We start from the raw sequence: 16,111 nt of genomic DNA, 5'->3' as shown, positions 1-16,111 counted from the left end.
AGTTATTATAACTTTCAACAATACTTATTTGTGCGCAGCTGATGGCCTTAAAAACAACCAAAATTACGCCGACAAGAAAGATAACTGTCCATACGGTAAGCGAAGCTTTGCCTCGTGCACATTATCAGCGTTGCCCCCAGTGCGATACGCTTTTTATGTTGCCGAAGATGAAATCGCACCAAAGTGCCTTCTGTCCCCGCTGTGACGCCAAAATTCGCGATGGCCGCGACTGGTCGTTGACCCGCCTCGCCGCCATGGCCGTTACCATGCTGCTGCTGATGCCCTTCGCCTGGAGTGAGCCGCTGCTAAAACTCTACCTGCTCGGCGTGCGCATTGACGCCAACGTGCTGCAGGGCATCTGGCAGATGACCCGTCAGGGCGATCCCATCACCGCCGCGATGGTGCTGTTCTGCACCGTCGGCGCACCGCTGGTGCTGGTTGCCGCCATTGCCTATCTCTGGTTTGGCAATATTCTTGGCATGAACCTTCGCCCGGTGCTGCTGATGCTGGATAAGCTCAAAGAGTGGGTCATGCTGGATATTTATCTGGTGGGCGTGGGGGTTGCGTCAATAAAGGTGCAGGACTACGCCTTTTTGCAGCCCGGCGTCGGACTCTTTGCCTTCATCTGTCTGGTATTGCTGAGCATCCTGACGCTGATCCACCTGAACGTTGAGCAGCTCTGGGAGCGATTCTACCCTCAGCGCCCCGCCACGCGTCCCGATGAAAATCTGCGCGTCTGTCTGGGTTGCCACTATACCGGGTTACCCGACACGCGCGGACGCTGCCCGCGGTGCCACATTCCGTTGAGACTGCGGCGCAATAACAGCCTGCAAAAATGCTGGGCGGCGCTGATCGCCTCCCTGGTGTTCCTGATCCCCGCCAATATGCTGCCGATTTCCATCATTTACGTGAATGGTGGACGTCAGGAGGATACTATCCTATCCGGGATTATCTCCCTTGGGCACAGCAATGTCGGGGTGGCGGCAATCGTCTTTATTGCCAGTATCCTGGTTCCCTTTACCAAAGTGGTGGTGATGATTACCCTGCTCATCAGCATTCACTTAAAGTGTGAACAAGGTTTACGGACCCGCATTTTGCTTCTGCGATTCGTCACCTGGATTGGCCGCTGGTCAATGTTAGATCTGTTCGTGATTTCGCTGATGATGTCGCTCATCAATCGCGATCAGTTACTTGCTTTTACAATGGGACCCGCGGCTTTTTATTTCGGCTCTGCGGTGATATTGACTATTCTTGCTGTGGAATGGCTGGATAGCCGCTTACTTTGGGATGCACATGAGTCAGGAAACCCCCGCTTCGCCGACTGAAGCGAGAATTAAAACAAAACGCCGCATTTCGCCATTCTGGTTGCTGCCCGTCATCGCCCTGATGATTGCAGGCTGGCTTATCTGGACAAGCTATGAGGATCGCGGCAGTACCGTCACCATTGATTTCCAGACCGCCGACGGCATCGTCGCCGGGCGAACCCCCGTTCGCTTCCAGGGGGTTGAAGTGGGTACGGTTCAGGATATCTCCCTTGGAAAAGGGCTGAACAAGATTCAGGTGCGGGTCAGCATTAAATCTGACATGCAGGATGCCCTGCGCAGCGAAACGCAGTTCTGGCTGGTGACGCCAAAAGCCTCGCTGGCCGGTGTTTCCGGTCTGGATGCGCTCGTCGGCGGTAACTATATCGGCATGATGCCCGGCAAAGGCGAACCGCAGGATCACTTTGTGGCTCTGGATACGCAGCCCAAATACCGCCTCAATAACGGCGATTTGATGATTCATCTCCAGGCGCCGGACCTCGGTTCCCTGAACAGCGGCTCCCTGGTCTATTTTCGTAAGATCCCGGTTGGCCGCGTGTACGATTATGCGATTAACCCGAATAAACAGGGCGTCACCATTGATGTGCTGATCGAGCGCCGCTTCACCAATCTGGTGAAAAAGGGCAGCCGCTTCTGGAACGTGTCCGGCGTGGATGCCGACCTCAGCCTGAGCGGTGCAAAAGTGAAGCTGGAGAGTCTGGCCGCACTGGTGAACGGCGCCATCGCCTTTGACTCCCCGGAAAACTCAAGCCCTGCCACGGCTGATGACACGTTCGGATTGTACGCCGATCTGGCGCACAGCCAGCGCGGCGTGATCGTCAAACTCGCCCTTCCCGATGCTAAAGGACTAAAAGCGGGTTCAACGCCGCTGATGTATCAGGGTCTGCAGGTCGGCCAGCTCACCAAAATGACGCTCAACCCGGGCGGATCGGTCACTGGCGAAATGACGGTCGATCCGAGCGTGGTCGATCTCCTGCGCGAGAAAACGCGCATCGAAATGCGCAGTCCAAAGATCTCCCTGAACGATACCAGCCTCAGCACGCTGCTGACCGGCAATACCTTTGAGCTGATCCCCGGGGAAGGTCAGCCCAGCAATAGCTTCGTGATTGCCCCGGCGGATAAAGCCCTGCTGCAAAAGCCGGGCGTCGTGACGGTTACGCTCAATGCGCCAGAAAGCTATGGCATTGAAGCTGGTCAGCCGTTGATTTTACACGGCGTGCAGGTGGGACAGGTGCTGGAGCGCAAGCTCTCCGCGGATGGGGTGCAATTCTCCGTTGCCATCGACCCGCAATACAGAGACCTGGTACATGGCGACAGTAAATTCGTGGTGAACAGTCGCGTCGACGTGAAGGTAGGACTGGACGGCGTGGAGTTTCTCGGCGCCAGCGCCAGCGAATGGGTGAACGGCGGCATCCGTATTTTGCCGGGGGATAAAGGTCCCGTGCGCGACAGCTACCCGCTGTATGCCAACCTTGAGAAAGCGATTGAAAACAGCCTGAGCGATCTTCCTACCACCACGCTGACGTTAAGCGCCGAGACCCTGCCGGACGTTCAGGCGGGCTCCGTGGTGCTGTATCGCAAGTTTGAAGTCGGGGAAGTGATCGCCGTTCGCCCGCGTGCCGACGCCTTTGATATCGAACTGCACATCAAGCCGGAGTACCGTAAGCTGCTGACGCCGAACAGCGTCTTCTGGGCCGAAGGCGGTGCGAAAGTGCAGCTGAACGGTAACGGACTGACCGTACAGGCCTCTCCGCTGTCACGCGCGCTGCGCGGGGCGATTAGCTTCGATAACCTCAGCGGAGCGGGCGCGAACCTGCGTAAAGGCGATAAGCGAATTCTCTTCCCGTCCGAGACCGCCGCACGCGCCGTGGGCGGGCAGATTACCCTGCACGCGTTTGATGCCGGTAAGCTGGCGGAAGGCATGCCGATCCGCTACCTGGGCATTGATATCGGGCAGATCCAGAAGCTGACGCTGATCACCTCGCGCAACGAGGTGCAGGCTACCGCCGTGCTCTACCCGGAATATGTGCAGACCTTTGCGCGCGCGGGTTCGCGCTTCTCGGTGGTGACACCGCAGATCTCGGCCGCAGGCGTTGAGCATCTCGACACCATTTTGCAGCCGTACATCAACGTTGAGCCCGGCCAGGGCAATGCCCGTCGTGATTTCGAGCTGCAGGAAGCCACGATCACCGACTCGCGCTACCTTGGCGGCCTGAGCATCGTGGTGGAAGTGCCGGAAGCCGGCTCGCTGAGCATCGGCACCCCTGTGCTGTTCCGCGGCATTGAGGTCGGTACGGTCACGGGCCTGACGCTCGGGACGCTCTCCGACCGCGTGATGGTGGCGCTACGCATCAGCGAACGCTACCAGCACCTGGTGCGTAATAACTCGGTGTTCTGGCTGGCATCCGGCTACTCGCTGGACTTCGGCCTGACGGGAGGCGTGGTGAAAACCGGGACCTTCAACCAGTTCATTCGCGGCGGTATTGCGTTTGCCACACCGCCGGGGACGCCGCTGGCGCCGAAAGCGCAGCCGGGTAAACATTTCCTGCTGCTCGAAAGCGAACCGAAAGAGTGGCGCGAATGGGGAACCGCCCTGCCGCGTTAATCTGCAAGGCTCCGGTGTCAACGCACCGGAGCCTTTATGTTACACTGCGCACCTGAACTTTTCCCTGTGGTGTGCCCGTGGCTCAAAACTCCGTATTTCTTCCTGAACAATTCCTGGCGCAGATGCGCGAGGCGCTTCCTGCTCACCTGTCGTTAGACGATTTTATCGCCGCCTGCCAGCGTCCGTTACGCCGCAGTATTCGCGTCAACACGCTGAAAATCAGCGTCGAGGATTTTCTGGCGCTGGTCGCGCCCTACAGCTGGCAGCTTACGCCGGTACCGTGGTGCGCTGAGGGGTTATGGATCGAGCGCGATGACGAAGACGCCGTGCCGCTGGGAAGCACCGCTGAACATCTGAGCGGCCTGTTCTATATCCAGGAAGCCAGCTCGATGCTGCCGGTGGCAGCCCTGTTCGCCGATGGCAATGCGCCCGAGCGCGTGATGGATGTGGCCGCGGCGCCCGGCTCAAAAACCACGCAGATTGCCGCCCGTATGGGTAACCGGGGCGCGATCCTCGCCAACGAGTTTTCCGCCAGCCGCGTGAAGGTATTGCATGCCAACATCAGCCGCTGCGGTATTCATAACGTTGCCCTGACGCACTTCGACGGCCGCGTGTTTGGCGCTGCCCTGCCGGAAGCCTTCGACGCCATTCTGCTGGACGCTCCCTGCTCCGGCGAAGGGGTGGTGCGTAAAGATCCCGATGCGTTAAAGAACTGGTCCGTGGAAAGCAACCTTGAGATCGCCGCCACGCAGCGGGAGCTGATCGAGAGCGCATTCCATGCCCTTCGCCCAGGCGGCACGCTGGTCTATTCAACGTGCACCTTAAACCGCGATGAAAACGAAGGCGTCTGCCTGTGGCTGAAAGCCCAATACCCGGATGCGGTCGAATTCCTGCCGCTTAACGATCTGTTTGTCTCAGCACAGGAGGCGATTACGCCGGAGGGTTTCCTCCACGTATTCCCGCAGATTTACGACTGCGAAGGCTTCTTTGTGGCACGTCTGCGTAAAACGCAGGCGGTTGCTCCCCTGCCCGCCCCCAAATTCAAGGTCGGCACCTTCCCGTTTGCCCCCCTCAAAGGTCGCGATGCAGCACAGCTTGTCGCCGCCGCCGAAAAAATTGGCCTGGTCTGGGATGAGAGCCTGCACCTCTGGATGCGTGATAAAGAGGTATGGCTGTTCCCGGCTGAGATCGAGCCGCTCATCGGAAAGGTCCGTTTTTCCCGAATCGGGATCCGCCTGGCGGAAGTGCATAATAAAGGCTATCGCTGGCAGCATGAGGCCGTCATCGCCCTTGCCGGGCACGAGAATGCCTTTGCCCTGACGCATCAGGAAGCCGAAGAGTGGTACCGTGGTCGCGATGTCTATCCTGACAGCACGCCATCAGGCGATGAAGTGATCGTGACGTATCAGGGATACCCGCTCGGGCTGGCAAAAAAAGTCGGTTCACGACTGAAAAACAGCTATCCGCGCGAGCTGGTCCGGGATGGACGACTGTTTACCGGTAACGATCGCACGGCCTGAAAAAAAGCGCATTTTTTTACTGGCGATTTTGCTCTCCTTGTCTACGATCAAAAATGGGTGGCCGTACTGGTCATACCAGATTTTGACAACCGACCCGGAGAGCACTATGACGAAAACCAGCGTGCGTATTGGCGCTTTTGAGATCGACGACGCAGAACTGCGCGGCGAAGCGCAAGGCGATCGAACGTTAAGTATTCCCTGCAAATCCGACCCGGATTTGTGCATGCAGCTCGATGCATGGGATGCAGACACCAGCGTCCCGGCAATACTTGATGGCGAACATTCTGTTCTTTACCGTGAGCATTACGATAGTAAAACCGATGCCTGGGTCATGCGTCTTGCCTGACCTAAAGAGAACCCGCCCGAAGGCGGGTTATTTATTACTGCAGCTGCGCCAGCGTAAAGTAACCGTCAAATACGGCGCCCGTATCAATGTAGTGGAGATTGTCAAAATCATACCTTCTGTCGACGGGCGTATGTCCGAACCAGAAATGATCCGCACCGCTAATGCCCTGCCCTTTACCCACCATAAACCCCATCAACCGATCGCGATCCCATAAAACGCGCTGGGCGCTCACCGGTTTTTGCCAGCGGTATTCCGCTGCCGGATAATCCGCATGGGCAATCACGTTCAGACCGTTCGCACAGGTTATCTCGATGATATGCGGTAAATCGCGACAGGCTTCAAGCCACGATAGCGCAAGCTGTTGCTGGTCCCGTTCAAGTTGCCTGAACCATATTCCGCCATTCATTGTCCAGAGTGAAAAATCGTTATTATCCAGACTGTCGAGCGCCATTTGCTCATGGTTGCCCCGGACGGCACGAAACCATTTCTCATTGATAAGCTGTAATGATTTAACGCTGTCCGGACCGCGATCGATCATATCCCCAACGGAAATAAGCAAATCCTCATACGGATTAAAATGACGGCGTTTAAGCTCATCCATAAGCCGCTGATAACAGCCATGTATATCGCTGACAACCCAGACGTGACGCCACATTCCACCTTCAATTCGCTGATACATAGCCCCTCCTTTTTAACAGTATAGCCGCCACAGAAAGGGCAACAGCCGGGCGTGGTCCTCACGAAGTGAAACAAACGGTAAACCAAACAGAAATAAAGATCCGCGCGCTATTAATCCCTTTTTCCTGGCTCTTTAGAATAAGGGTATAAAAAAAGAGGGGTCTTCACGTGTCTAATACGCACCTGCATAACGATGTTTTCTATCCGCATCGCACAAATATTATTTCTGAGCTGGTGAACGGCAAACGCGTGCCGGGGCCGATCTGGCGCAAGCGCGAATATCGCCTGAAGTTCCTGTTACGTTCGCTGGTGTTCTGGTCTTCTACCCATCGCATGCTGGAGGCGCTTTCTGGTCGCGACGATTTCGACAGACTTCTGGCCTCTCAAATTACATTGCCGAGCAAGACCCACCGACAGTACCTGATGCGCGGTTTGACGGCTAACGATCGCGCCGACGCGATCGTTAGCCATTATTACTGGATTGATAGCCTGAAAGAGAGCGGCCTCGCCCTGGCACTGACCAGCCCACAGGAGGAGCCCGTTGCGCAGTTCCATGCAAAAGACGGAGTTATCTATACGGTTAATGCGTCCTCTGCGGGGAAAGCCGAGCGTGAAGGCGAAAGCACGCTTTGGCTTCGCGACAACGAGGATACGCTGCTGGCCAGCCTGACCTTTAGCGTCGCGCGCAGCAATGGGCAACAGGTCATGGTCATCGGTGGGCTTCAGGGCCCCCGCCGCAGCGTAACGCGTGACGTGATTAAACAGGCCACCCGCGCCTGCCACGGTTTGTTCCCTAAGCGCGTGTTGATGGAGGTGCTTTTCCAGCTGGCTGCACAGTCCTCCGTCCGGGCGATTTTTGCCGTCAGCGATGAGGGCCACGTATTCCGTGCGCTGCGCTATCGCCTCAGCAAAGGCCGCCATTTCCACGCCAGCTATGATGAATTTTGGGCCTCTCTGGACGGTAAAAAGCTCTCAGCCTTCTGCTGGCAGCTGCCGCTACAGATGGCGCGTAAATCGCTTGAAGAGATTGCCAGTAAAAAACGCGCTGAATACCGCCGTCGTTTTGAGCTGCTTGATGAAATCGAATTGAGCATTAAAACCAAACATTTCTGCTGAAATTATCCACTCCCGACATACAATTGGAGTGAAAAATTGAATTTCATGCATTATTTAATATTTTAGACGCATCAAATTTCTACGATGCGTCTAAAAAATCAAACCTTTGAATAAAAATATTTAAGTATAGCCAAGAAATAAACCTAGTAAACAGGCGTTTAAGCCTGTCTAATTTCTACAACATCGCTTTCAAGAGGCAGATATTCTTCAATACTAGCATACAGAGCATCAATATATTCTTGATTTCGTTCACACCATTGGGTTAGAAATGCTTCTTTAACGCGTACTTCTGAGACAAAACCTATGGCACGCCCGAGTTGGCTGAAGAGAAGATGATAATCGCGATTAGTATTCCTCACGCTAGTCATTTTCCCCCTCAGTTGAGTATGATACTCGAAAGGTTTGAGCAGTTGAACTGCTAATTCACCAGCTATGTCATCAATATTATCTAATGCATAATTATAAACAGTTGACTCAGGTCCCTCACCAGGCAGACGATAGATTAAGGCACTGGAAGATTCATCCTGAAGCGAATCGCCATCAATAATACATAAAGATGGTTGCTGTACACTAGGATCTTGATTATGATTTTGGTGTACTCTTAATGCAGTACCGTCGCCTTTCATCGCATGAATTGAAATTGCATCCATTGCAACATTTGGCATAAAACTTAAAATAGTACGTACCCACATCGCGGCAAACTCATCCTCAACAAAAATTATTAATCGAGAATTGATTTGACCACTTATCGCCCGTAACGATTTAACATCAAGCTTGCCTTGATACAATTCTCCATTTACAGATGCCCAAATCGCTTCGCTTGGAAGAGGGATAAGTGCATCATTAGAGTGTGTCGTAAATATGGTCTGGATTTTTTTACGTTCTGCTAATTCAATTAAATATTCAACCATTCTAATGGTTGCGATCGGATGCAACCCATTTTCAATTTCCTCAATGATTACAAGAGTATGATCCACTGCTGCTTCAAGTTGAAGAACCATCCTTATAATGCTCGATTCACCAGCCCCAAAATGGAACTCGGAAAAAGAGTCGCCAGTACTATTAACTCCGGAAAGCAATGTTACATTACCAGTTTCATCAACCTTCATATGTTTAAATTCAGAAACATCTTTATCCAAAATAGCTGAAACTGAATTTGCCACTATAGAAGACAGATCAGAAATCCTATCAGCTCGAACAGAAAAATTATTTGAAACACAACGCCTTAGTTCCTTCCTTTCAGACGCTGGTACTGTTCGAATAACCCCGAAAACCAATACATTTCTATCTAATGTTGTTCTAGCCCATTTCAAGTTATGGTATTTGGCTGTACGTCGAACAATATCATTGTTTTTGACTTGCCGATCTATAGCTTCATATTCAATTTTCCAATTTTGCATACTGGCATCATACGCTCCACTTTTTGCAAAAAACAATGCTGGAGCAATATCTTTATACAAAATTGCAGCAGCCCCTGCAATAGTAGTTTTACCTCCTCCATTAGGACCAACAATAGCTGTAACAGGAAAATCCAAATTGATTGTTTTATTATTAATAGAACGTGCTTTCTCAATAATTATTTTTAATAAATATTTTCCATACCTTCGAGTTCTTACTTTTTCAAGAAGGTCATTAACTGTGCTCTGTCTAATTTCACTTTGAAACATTTTATTCCCTCTAGAAGGTAAATTATAGTTTATAGGGTTAAAGCTCACGCATCTACAAAGGCTTTATCATAAGGCCATATTATTAAAAGGCTTTTGTTATGGGTTCTCTAGATAAGTGATAGTACAATTTAACATAAACACCTCTCACAAATGAAAATATGGATAATCGCAAATTCAAAAAAAGAACAAACTTTAGGAAAGTGAACAATAAATAACACAAGCAAAAAAAATTAGATAGAAGTCATTACAAAGTACTCTTTTTTTAAATGCTCTGCAAAAGAAAAAAGTGAATCATTGTCACATTCTTAATGTTAATGTCATCTGGCGTTTGTAGTTAAAGCGCAATAGGTACTAATAAGCTATGAGACTATCATAAAAATTCAGGGACAACCAGAAGCATTTCTAAAGTAAATTTATTACTTTAAATTACTATATGATAACCTTTATTTATACTCACAATCTTGCATAAATTCCATGTATATCGATAGGGCACAACTGAGAACTCATGTTATTACTGAATCACTCATCATGATTGAGGCCTTGCGTATGTGAAGTATAGCCTATCGGGTATTCGTATTCGGCGTGCCCTGCGCAACACCCTCCCCCACACTCGCTCGTACAGGCGGGTAGAGATAATCCTTCATCGACCATTTCGACGTCACGAGTACTACTACCGGCATCGAAAATTACCCAGATGCGAGTGAATGTACGGCGCAATTCTTCAATCGTCCACCGTAAGTGAGCATTACTGTCTGACGATGCATAACGATTTTACGATTAGACTTATAATCAGTAAAGGATGTTCATAGCAGCATAAGCTAGCTATTTTGGCAAAGGGATTTGTAAATGCGAGAACGCCAACAGGAATGTGCTTTCCGGAAGTCCCGTCGGCGTTCCATGTAAATGAAAACTCATCTAAGATATTGTTTGAGAAATTATTAGAAAACAACAAAATAACGCGTGTTGGTTAAATTCGAATGCAAATGATTGAGAATGTTAAAAACGATGTGGTATAACATGAAGATCGGAGTCTTTAAGTCGGACAGTTTTAGGGAACTTTTGGACGTAGAACCGTAATGGACTGAAATTTCATGCAGATAAAAAGAGACCGAATACGATTCCTGTATTCGGTCCAGGGAAATGGCTCTTGGGAGAGAGCCGTGCGCTAAAAGTTGGCATTAATGCAGGCTAAGTCGCCTTGCCTTTTAAGAATAGATGACGACGCCAGGTTTTCCAGTCCACAGCTAAAGCGGTCGGAAAAAAAGCGCCAGAGCATCATAAAATGTGAAAAACCGCAGTGCTTTCGCAAGCATCTGCGGTTTTTTATTGGAAACCTGAACGTTAGCAGAGCTTGTCGGCGCGCTCGATAAACGGGGCCAGACTCATTTTCTGTCCCGGATTCGCCGGGTCATCGATCTGAATGATGCTAATCGGCTGGCCGCTGCTCTTGCCGCTGGCCACCTGCTGCTCGGCGGTTTCATTTAACGGGTATTGCACCAGCGTGCTCGGGTTAATCGCGTACAGCGCATGGCCCGGACGGCAGGTCAGCATCACCTCTTCACGGTTGAAGGCCCATTTGTCCTTACCCACTTCAAAACGGCTGACGGTGATAACCTGCGGTGCGGCAAACGCGCTCCCCGTGCAGGCCAGCAATATGAGAGAAAGTACTGTCTTTTTCATATGATATTTAACCTTGTCAGAAGGGTTCCCAGGTGGCGAACAGACTGACCGTTGCCAGTACCAGCGCCCCCAGCACCACTTCTGCCTGTGTCATCCTGATAAAAATCTGTTGTGCTCGCCCGGTCTCCGGACGAAACCGTGGCACCAGAAAATACCGATTTGCCAGCGCAATTACCACCATCAACGCCACCAGCGCACATTTGAACAACAAAAACTGCACGTAGTCAGCCTGCCAGGGAATATGGACGCCCAGTATCATGAGCGCATTGATCGCTCCGCTGAGCAGCACGCCCGCGACCGCATAATGGCCCACGCGCGAGAAGCGCATCATGGTATAGATGGCGGCATTCTGCCAGCGCCCTTTCGCCAGACGCATGCAGAACAGCAGGGGCAGTAATCCGCCAAGCCAGGTAGCAGCACAGATCAGGTGAAAAGCGTGATTAAGGCGCTGCAACGCCCCCATCGGACCGTCGTTCATCGCCGCGTGCCCTACCCCCGCCAGCAGGATAAGCTGCCCCATGGCGAGCAGCAGCAGCCGCGAACCCTTCAGCGGCGCGAGCCATGCTGCAGCGACCGTCATCGCAGCGAGAATCATTTGCCACAGCCAGACGCCGCCAAACTGTGTCCTCATTACGCCGGACCAGACCTGTGGGGCAAATACATCGCCCCAGCCGTTACCCATCTGCCCGCCCTGAAGCATAAACATCAGGAGTGCAGCCGCCAGGCTCACAAAAGCCGCCACTTTCTGCTGCAGCTGGAAACGTCGGGACATCAGCCGCTGGAGAGAGGAAGGCGCAAACCAGACGCTGTAAAGCGCGTTGCCAAAAATCAGCATCAGCGCCCCGAAATGGATAAAGCGCAACCCGATATAACACAGCGCCAGCATGCTATTTCACGCTAAAGTGATAGCTACCTTTGGTTTTATGACCGTCTACCGAGACGACATGCCAGTCTACCTGGTACGTCCCTGGCGTCAGCGTTTGGTCCAGCGGAACGGTGAGCTGCGCCTTGTTCTTTTCGTCGCGCGTGGCGGTTCCCGTTTTGATGACCTGCTTTTGCGCATCCGTCACCACCACACCGCTAAATCCCGGTTCGATGCCTTCTGAAAAATTCAGCGTTAGTGCCTGCGGAGCGCTCACCACGCTGTCCGCTGCCGGGATCGGCTGCTTAAGGTGCGCATGCGCCAGCACGGAGGGGGTCATCATTGTAGAGGCCAGAAAAACCAGTGCGCATACCGCGCGGGAAGCGGAGAAACCCATCGCAATCATTCCTTTTTGTTATGTCTGTATGCTAAAGAATAACGCTGTATAATAAACGAGTCGAGGATCATCCTGCCTCCGCTTGTCATCGTCGTGCAATCGCGGTAACGTTGCCGCCGCATAAAAAGGAGAAGGTAATGAAGATCAATCTGGCCGCCCTTCCACAGGACGAGATGGATAAAGTGAATGTCGATCTCGCTGCCGCTGGCGTCGCGTTTAAAGAGCGTTACAACATGCCTGTCGTGGCTGAAGTCGTTGAACGGGAACAGCCCGCCCATCTGCGCGACTGGTTTCGCGAAAGACTCATCGCCCACCGTCTCGCCTCGGTCAACCTCTCCCGTTTACCGTACGAACCTAAAGTTAAATAAGCTTAACGAGCCGTTACACTTCCTTACGCTGAATCTGGCAGGATAAGAAAACCCTGATAAATTTAGGTGTATTCTTAAATCCCTGCGACTCAGTGTATAAGGAAGTCACGATGTCACATTGGAATATAGCGGCGGCCCAGTATAGCGGGCAGCATCAGAGTGTCGATGACCATATCACGCACCACCTGCGCTTCATCGCCGAAGCAGCACGGCAGGGGTGCGATCTGCTGGTGTTTCCTGAACTGTCATTAACAGGCTCGGGAACGACGACGTTACCTCTCCCACCCGGCGACGCCCAGCTGGAACCGCTGCTCGACGCGGCGCATCGTTACCGAATAACCGTGATTGCCGGGCTCCCCGTGGAGCGGGATGGTCAGCGCCAGAAAGGTCTCGCGCTCTTCACCCCCGCTCGTCAACGCATCCTTCGCTACCCGCAAGGTGGCGGAGCCAGCCTGGTGCCGGGAGAGAAACAGCTCAGCATTATTGATGCGCATGCCGATTCCCCCAATCTCGATCCCAGAGCGTCGCTGTTTACCAGCTGTCAGTCAGTGGAGGATAACCGCTGGCGGCAGTCCATCAGTACCCTGCAGCGCTTCGCGCATAAATATGCCATAGCGGTGCTGATGGCGAACGCCTGCGGCGGTAGCGCGCTGTGGGATGAAAAAGGCCAGCTGATCGTTCGCGCGGATAAGGGCGAGCTGCTGTTGACCGGCACGCTCGGCGGAGAGGGTTGGCAAGGCGATATCATTCCTTTAGGCTAGGCGTTTTAAGCTCAGGAGAGTTCAATGCTGCGCGTCATCGATACCGAAACTTGCGATCTTCAGGGCGGAATTGTAGAAGTGGCCTCTGTCGACGTGGTTGATGGTAAAATCGTCAACCCAATGAGCCATCTGGTGCGTCCTGACCGCCCCATCAGCCCTCAGGCGATGGCTATCCATCGCATTACCGAATCGATGGTGGCGGACAAGCCGTGGATCGAAGAGATCATTCCCCACTATTACGGTAGCCCCTGGTACGTCGCGCATAACGCCAGTTTTGACCGCCGGGTGCTCCCTGAGATGCCGGGGGAATGGATTTGTACCATGAAGCTGGCGCGCCGCCTCTGGCCGGGCATTAAATACAGCAACATGGCGCTGTACAAGTCCCGCAAGCTCAGCGTCCGCACGCCTGAGGGGCTTCACCATCACCGGGCCCTGTATGACTGCTATATCACCGCCGCGCTACTGATTGATATCATGAATACCTCAGGCTGGACGCCGGACGATATGGCAACGATTACTGGACGCCCCGCACTGCTGACCACGTTTACCTTTGGTAAATACCGGGGCAGAGCGGTGTCGGATATTGCGGATAAAGACCCGGGCTATTTGCGCTGGCTGTATAACAACCTTGACAAAATGAGCCCGGAACTGCGCCTGACGCTAAAGCACTATCTGGGCGAAGCTTAACGCTCTGCACGGCCTGGCAGCGTCTCCTGCGCCAGGCCAATCAGGAAGGCGTATTCCAGCGCCACCCCTTCATACGATTTAAATCGTCCCGATTTCCCGCCGTGTCCGGAATCCATGTCGGTACACAGCAGCAGCAGGTTGTCGTCGGTTTTCAGCTCCCGCAGTTTCGCCACCCATTTTGCCGGCTCCCAGTACTGCACCTGAGAGTCATGCAGACCGGTGGTGACCAGCATGTGGGGATAGGCTTTCGCCTCGACGTTATCGTAAGGGCTGTACGTTTTCATATAGCGGTAGTAAATCTCATCCTGCGGATTCCCCCACTCTTCAAACTCCCCGGTCGTCAGCGGAATGGATTCATCGAGCATGGTCGTCACCACATCGACAAACGGCACCTGCGCGACAATCCCCTTAAAGCGTTCGGGACGCTGATTGATAACCGCCCCCATTAGCATACCGCCCGCGCTGCCGCCCATGCCAAAGCAGAGTTTCGGATCGCCATAGCCCTGATCAATCAGCGCATCGCAGACGTCGAGGTAGTCATTGAAGGTGTTTTTCTTTTTCAGGAATTTCCCGTCCTCATACCAGTGCTGCCCCAGCTCACCGCCGCCGCGAATATGGGCGATGGCGAAAACAAAGCCGCGGTCGAGCAGGCTTAAACGGCTGCTGCTGAAATCGGCATCCATGCTGGAGCCGTAGGAGCCGTAGCCGTACACCAGGATCGGGTTTTTGCCTTTCTGGAAATGGGCTTTGTGATAGACGAGCGAGACGGGGACCTCGACGCCATCCCGGGCGGTGACCCACAGGTGCTCGCTGCGGTAGTTTTCGGACTCAAACCCTTTAACCTCGGTCTGCTTTATCACCTGACGCTGCCCGGTATCCATGTCCAGCTCAAACAGGGTGTCCGGTGTGGTCATGGATGAATAGCCGTAGCGCAGCCGCGAGGATTCGGGTTCGGGATTGAACCCAATCCACGTCACATAGGCCGGGTCGTCGAACGCAATCCCCACCACTTCCCGCGTTTTGCGGTTGATTTGCCGGATGCTGGTCAGCCCGCGCTGGCGCTCCTCCACCACCAGCCAGTCGGTGAACAGGGTAAACCCTTCCAGCATCACCTGATCCCGCGCGGGGATAAGCACCTCCCACTTGCGCTCATCGCGCACTTTGGTTTTATAGAGGCCAAAGTTTTTACCCTCGCGATTCGAGCGCAGATAAAAGCTGTGCTGGAAGTGATCCAGGCTGTACTCATGATCCTTTCGGCGCGGCAGGAAACAGAGCGGCTGGGCGTCCGGCAGTTCGGCATCCAGCAGCAGGACTTCCGACGTCGTGGCGCTGGCCAGGAAGATAATCACATAATGGCGCGAAGAGGTTTTATGCAGGCTGACATAAAACGTTTCGTCTTTCTCTTCATAGACCAGGTCGTCGTCTGCGGAGTCCGTTCCGATGGTATGCCGCCATACCTGATAGGGCAGCAGCGTGGAGGCGTGCTTTTTGACGTAGTACACCGTCTCGGAATCATTCGCCCAGACAAAATCCGGGGAGACGTTTTCCAGCATTTCCGGATACCAGTTGCCGGTGTCCAGATTGCGAAAACGCAGGCCGTACTGGCGACGAGAGAGATAATCCTCCGCCAGCGCCATCACCGCGTTATCCGGCGAAATGGACATGCCGCCCAGAGTATAAAACTCGCTGTGGGCCGCGCGTTGGTTGGCATCCAGCAGAATATCCCACGCATCCCATTCGGCGCTCAGGACCGACTGACGCTGGTAGATGGGATACTCGTTGCCGGGCTCATAAATATGGCGATAGCGATAGCCATTTTTGGTCCAGGGCGCGGAGATATCGCGCTGGGGAATACGCTGCACCATTTCATTCAGCAGCTGGTCCTGAAGCGTCTGCTGGCTGGACATGACCTTGCGGCCATAGTCGTTTTCCTCGTGCAGGTAGTCGAGCACCTCTGGCCGGGAGCGCGAATCGTCCCGTAGCCAGTAATAGTTGTCTATACGCGTATCGCCATGCGTGGTGATCGCATAAGGTATACGTCGGGCTTTCGGTGGCATGTCATCATTCTTTTTCGTTTTACACCCTATAAGGTTGGCAAAACC

Annotated in this window: 14 protein-coding genes; 8 read left to right on the top strand and 6 right to left on the bottom strand. The window is 53.1% G+C overall.

Annotated elements, in window-relative coordinates:
- The first annotated feature begins 41 nt into the window (after positions 1 to 41).
- From yebS to B498_RS15460, 4 genes are all read left to right on the top strand, one after another.
- Positions 42 to 1,325, top strand: a complete 1,284-nt coding sequence (gene yebS, locus B498_RS15445) for a membrane integrity lipid transport subunit YebS (RefSeq protein ID WP_008500475.1) — start codon at positions 42 to 44, stop codon at positions 1,323 to 1,325.
- The gene (locus B498_RS15450; protein WP_008500474.1) at positions 1,294 to 3,927 is read left to right on the top strand and encodes a PqiB family protein; all 2,634 of its coding nucleotides are present in this window, start codon (positions 1,294 to 1,296) and stop codon (positions 3,925 to 3,927) included. The genes yebS and B498_RS15450 overlap by 32 nt, the downstream gene beginning before the upstream one ends.
- 77 nt (positions 3,928 to 4,004) lie before the next feature.
- A complete protein-coding gene (gene rsmF / locus B498_RS15455) occupies positions 4,005 to 5,447 on the top strand; it encodes a 16S rRNA (cytosine(1407)-C(5))-methyltransferase RsmF (RefSeq protein WP_032622790.1) in 1,443 nt (480 codons plus the stop codon).
- A 106-nt stretch (positions 5,448 to 5,553) separates the two neighbouring features.
- Positions 5,554 to 5,793 (top strand): YebV family protein, encoded by a 240-nt coding sequence (locus B498_RS15460; RefSeq protein WP_008500472.1) that lies wholly within the window; start codon positions 5,554 to 5,556, stop codon positions 5,791 to 5,793.
- Positions 5,794 to 5,827: 34 nt separating this feature from the next.
- Here the strand turns inward: B498_RS15460 and pphA are convergent, their stop codons facing one another.
- A complete protein-coding gene (gene pphA / locus B498_RS15465; protein ID WP_008500471.1) occupies positions 5,828 to 6,472 on the bottom strand; it encodes a protein-serine/threonine phosphatase in 645 nt (214 codons plus the stop codon).
- Positions 6,473 to 6,639: 167 nt separating this feature from the next.
- Here pphA and B498_RS15470 point away from each other — a divergent pair, with 167 nt between their 5' ends.
- Positions 6,640 to 7,587, top strand: coding sequence for a VirK/YbjX family protein (locus B498_RS15470; RefSeq protein WP_008500470.1), 948 nt, complete (start codon positions 6,640 to 6,642; stop codon positions 7,585 to 7,587).
- A gap of 158 nt (positions 7,588 to 7,745) precedes the next feature.
- Here B498_RS15470 and B498_RS15475 read toward each other — a convergent pair whose 3' ends face one another.
- The 4 genes from B498_RS15475 to yobA form a co-directional block, all read right to left on the bottom strand.
- Positions 7,746 to 9,254: an ATP-dependent nuclease gene (locus B498_RS15475; protein WP_008500469.1), complete on the bottom strand. Its 1,509-nt coding sequence runs from the start codon at positions 9,252 to 9,254 to the stop codon at positions 7,746 to 7,748.
- Positions 9,255 to 10,595: 1,341 nt separating this feature from the next.
- The gene (locus B498_RS15480) at positions 10,596 to 10,934 is read right to left on the bottom strand and encodes a YebY family protein (RefSeq protein ID WP_008500468.1); all 339 of its coding nucleotides are present in this window, start codon (positions 10,932 to 10,934) and stop codon (positions 10,596 to 10,598) included.
- A 16-nt stretch (positions 10,935 to 10,950) separates the two neighbouring features.
- On the bottom strand, positions 10,951 to 11,820 hold the full coding sequence (gene copD / locus B498_RS15485) for a copper homeostasis membrane protein CopD (RefSeq protein ID WP_008500467.1): 870 nt from the start codon (positions 11,818 to 11,820) through the stop codon (positions 10,951 to 10,953).
- A 1-nt stretch (position 11,821) separates the two neighbouring features.
- Positions 11,822 to 12,193: a CopC domain-containing protein YobA gene (gene yobA, locus B498_RS15490; RefSeq protein WP_008500466.1), complete on the bottom strand. Its 372-nt coding sequence runs from the start codon at positions 12,191 to 12,193 to the stop codon at positions 11,822 to 11,824.
- 137 nt (positions 12,194 to 12,330) lie between these two features.
- Between yobA and B498_RS15495 the strand changes: the two genes are divergently transcribed.
- The 3 genes from B498_RS15495 to exoX all read left to right on the top strand — a co-directional run bounded on the left by B498_RS15495 (position 12,331) and on the right by exoX (position 14,009).
- Positions 12,331 to 12,561: a DNA polymerase III subunit theta gene (locus tag B498_RS15495; protein WP_008500465.1), complete on the top strand. Its 231-nt coding sequence runs from the start codon at positions 12,331 to 12,333 to the stop codon at positions 12,559 to 12,561.
- Positions 12,562 to 12,671: 110 nt separating this feature from the next.
- Positions 12,672 to 13,322 (top strand): carbon-nitrogen hydrolase family protein, encoded by a 651-nt coding sequence (locus tag B498_RS15500; RefSeq protein WP_008500464.1) that lies wholly within the window; start codon positions 12,672 to 12,674, stop codon positions 13,320 to 13,322.
- Between the two features lie 24 nt (positions 13,323 to 13,346).
- Positions 13,347 to 14,009: an exodeoxyribonuclease X gene (gene exoX / locus B498_RS15505; RefSeq protein WP_008500463.1), complete on the top strand. Its 663-nt coding sequence runs from the start codon at positions 13,347 to 13,349 to the stop codon at positions 14,007 to 14,009.
- On the opposite strand, the gene ptrB is transcribed toward exoX, so the two are convergent.
- On the bottom strand, positions 14,006 to 16,066 hold the full coding sequence (gene ptrB, locus B498_RS15510) for an oligopeptidase B (RefSeq protein ID WP_008500462.1): 2,061 nt from the start codon (positions 16,064 to 16,066) through the stop codon (positions 14,006 to 14,008). The genes exoX and ptrB overlap by 4 nt on opposite strands.
- Positions 16,067 to 16,111 lie beyond the last annotated feature (45 nt).

The sequence above is a fragment of the Enterobacter sp. SST3 genome (genome assembly GCF_000286655.1).
Classification (GTDB): Bacteria; Pseudomonadota; Gammaproteobacteria; order Enterobacterales; family Enterobacteriaceae; genus Enterobacter; species Enterobacter roggenkampii.
Note: the sequence above shows the minus strand (reverse complement) of the source record. Positions and strands in the feature narration are given on the sequence as shown.

What these genes read in the sequence shown, in the direction of transcription:
- B498_RS15450 (WP_008500474.1), top strand. Translation starts at nt 1,294, where the DNA reads ATGAGTCAGGAAACCCCCGCTTCGCCGACTGAAGCGAGAATTAAAACA.
- yobA (WP_008500466.1), bottom strand. Translation starts at nt 12,193, where the DNA reads ATGGGTTTCTCCGCTTCCCGCGCGGTATGCGCACTGGTTTTTCTGGCC.
- B498_RS15495 (WP_008500465.1), top strand. Translation starts at nt 12,331, where the DNA reads ATGAAGATCAATCTGGCCGCCCTTCCACAGGACGAGATGGATAAAGTG.
- pphA (WP_008500471.1), bottom strand. Translation starts at nt 6,472, where the DNA reads ATGTATCAGCGAATTGAAGGTGGAATGTGGCGTCACGTCTGGGTTGTC.
- yebS (WP_008500475.1), top strand. Translation starts at nt 42, where the DNA reads ATGGCCTTAAAAACAACCAAAATTACGCCGACAAGAAAGATAACTGTC.
- exoX (WP_008500463.1), top strand. Translation starts at nt 13,347, where the DNA reads ATGCTGCGCGTCATCGATACCGAAACTTGCGATCTTCAGGGCGGAATT.
- B498_RS15480 (WP_008500468.1), bottom strand. Translation starts at nt 10,934, where the DNA reads ATGAAAAAGACAGTACTTTCTCTCATATTGCTGGCCTGCACGGGGAGC.
- copD (WP_008500467.1), bottom strand. Translation starts at nt 11,820, where the DNA reads ATGCTGGCGCTGTGTTATATCGGGTTGCGCTTTATCCATTTCGGGGCG.
- B498_RS15500 (WP_008500464.1), top strand. Translation starts at nt 12,672, where the DNA reads ATGTCACATTGGAATATAGCGGCGGCCCAGTATAGCGGGCAGCATCAG.
- B498_RS15460 (WP_008500472.1), top strand. Translation starts at nt 5,554, where the DNA reads ATGACGAAAACCAGCGTGCGTATTGGCGCTTTTGAGATCGACGACGCA.
- B498_RS15475 (WP_008500469.1), bottom strand. Translation starts at nt 9,254, where the DNA reads ATGTTTCAAAGTGAAATTAGACAGAGCACAGTTAATGACCTTCTTGAA.
- ptrB (WP_008500462.1), bottom strand. Translation starts at nt 16,066, where the DNA reads ATGCCACCGAAAGCCCGACGTATACCTTATGCGATCACCACGCATGGC.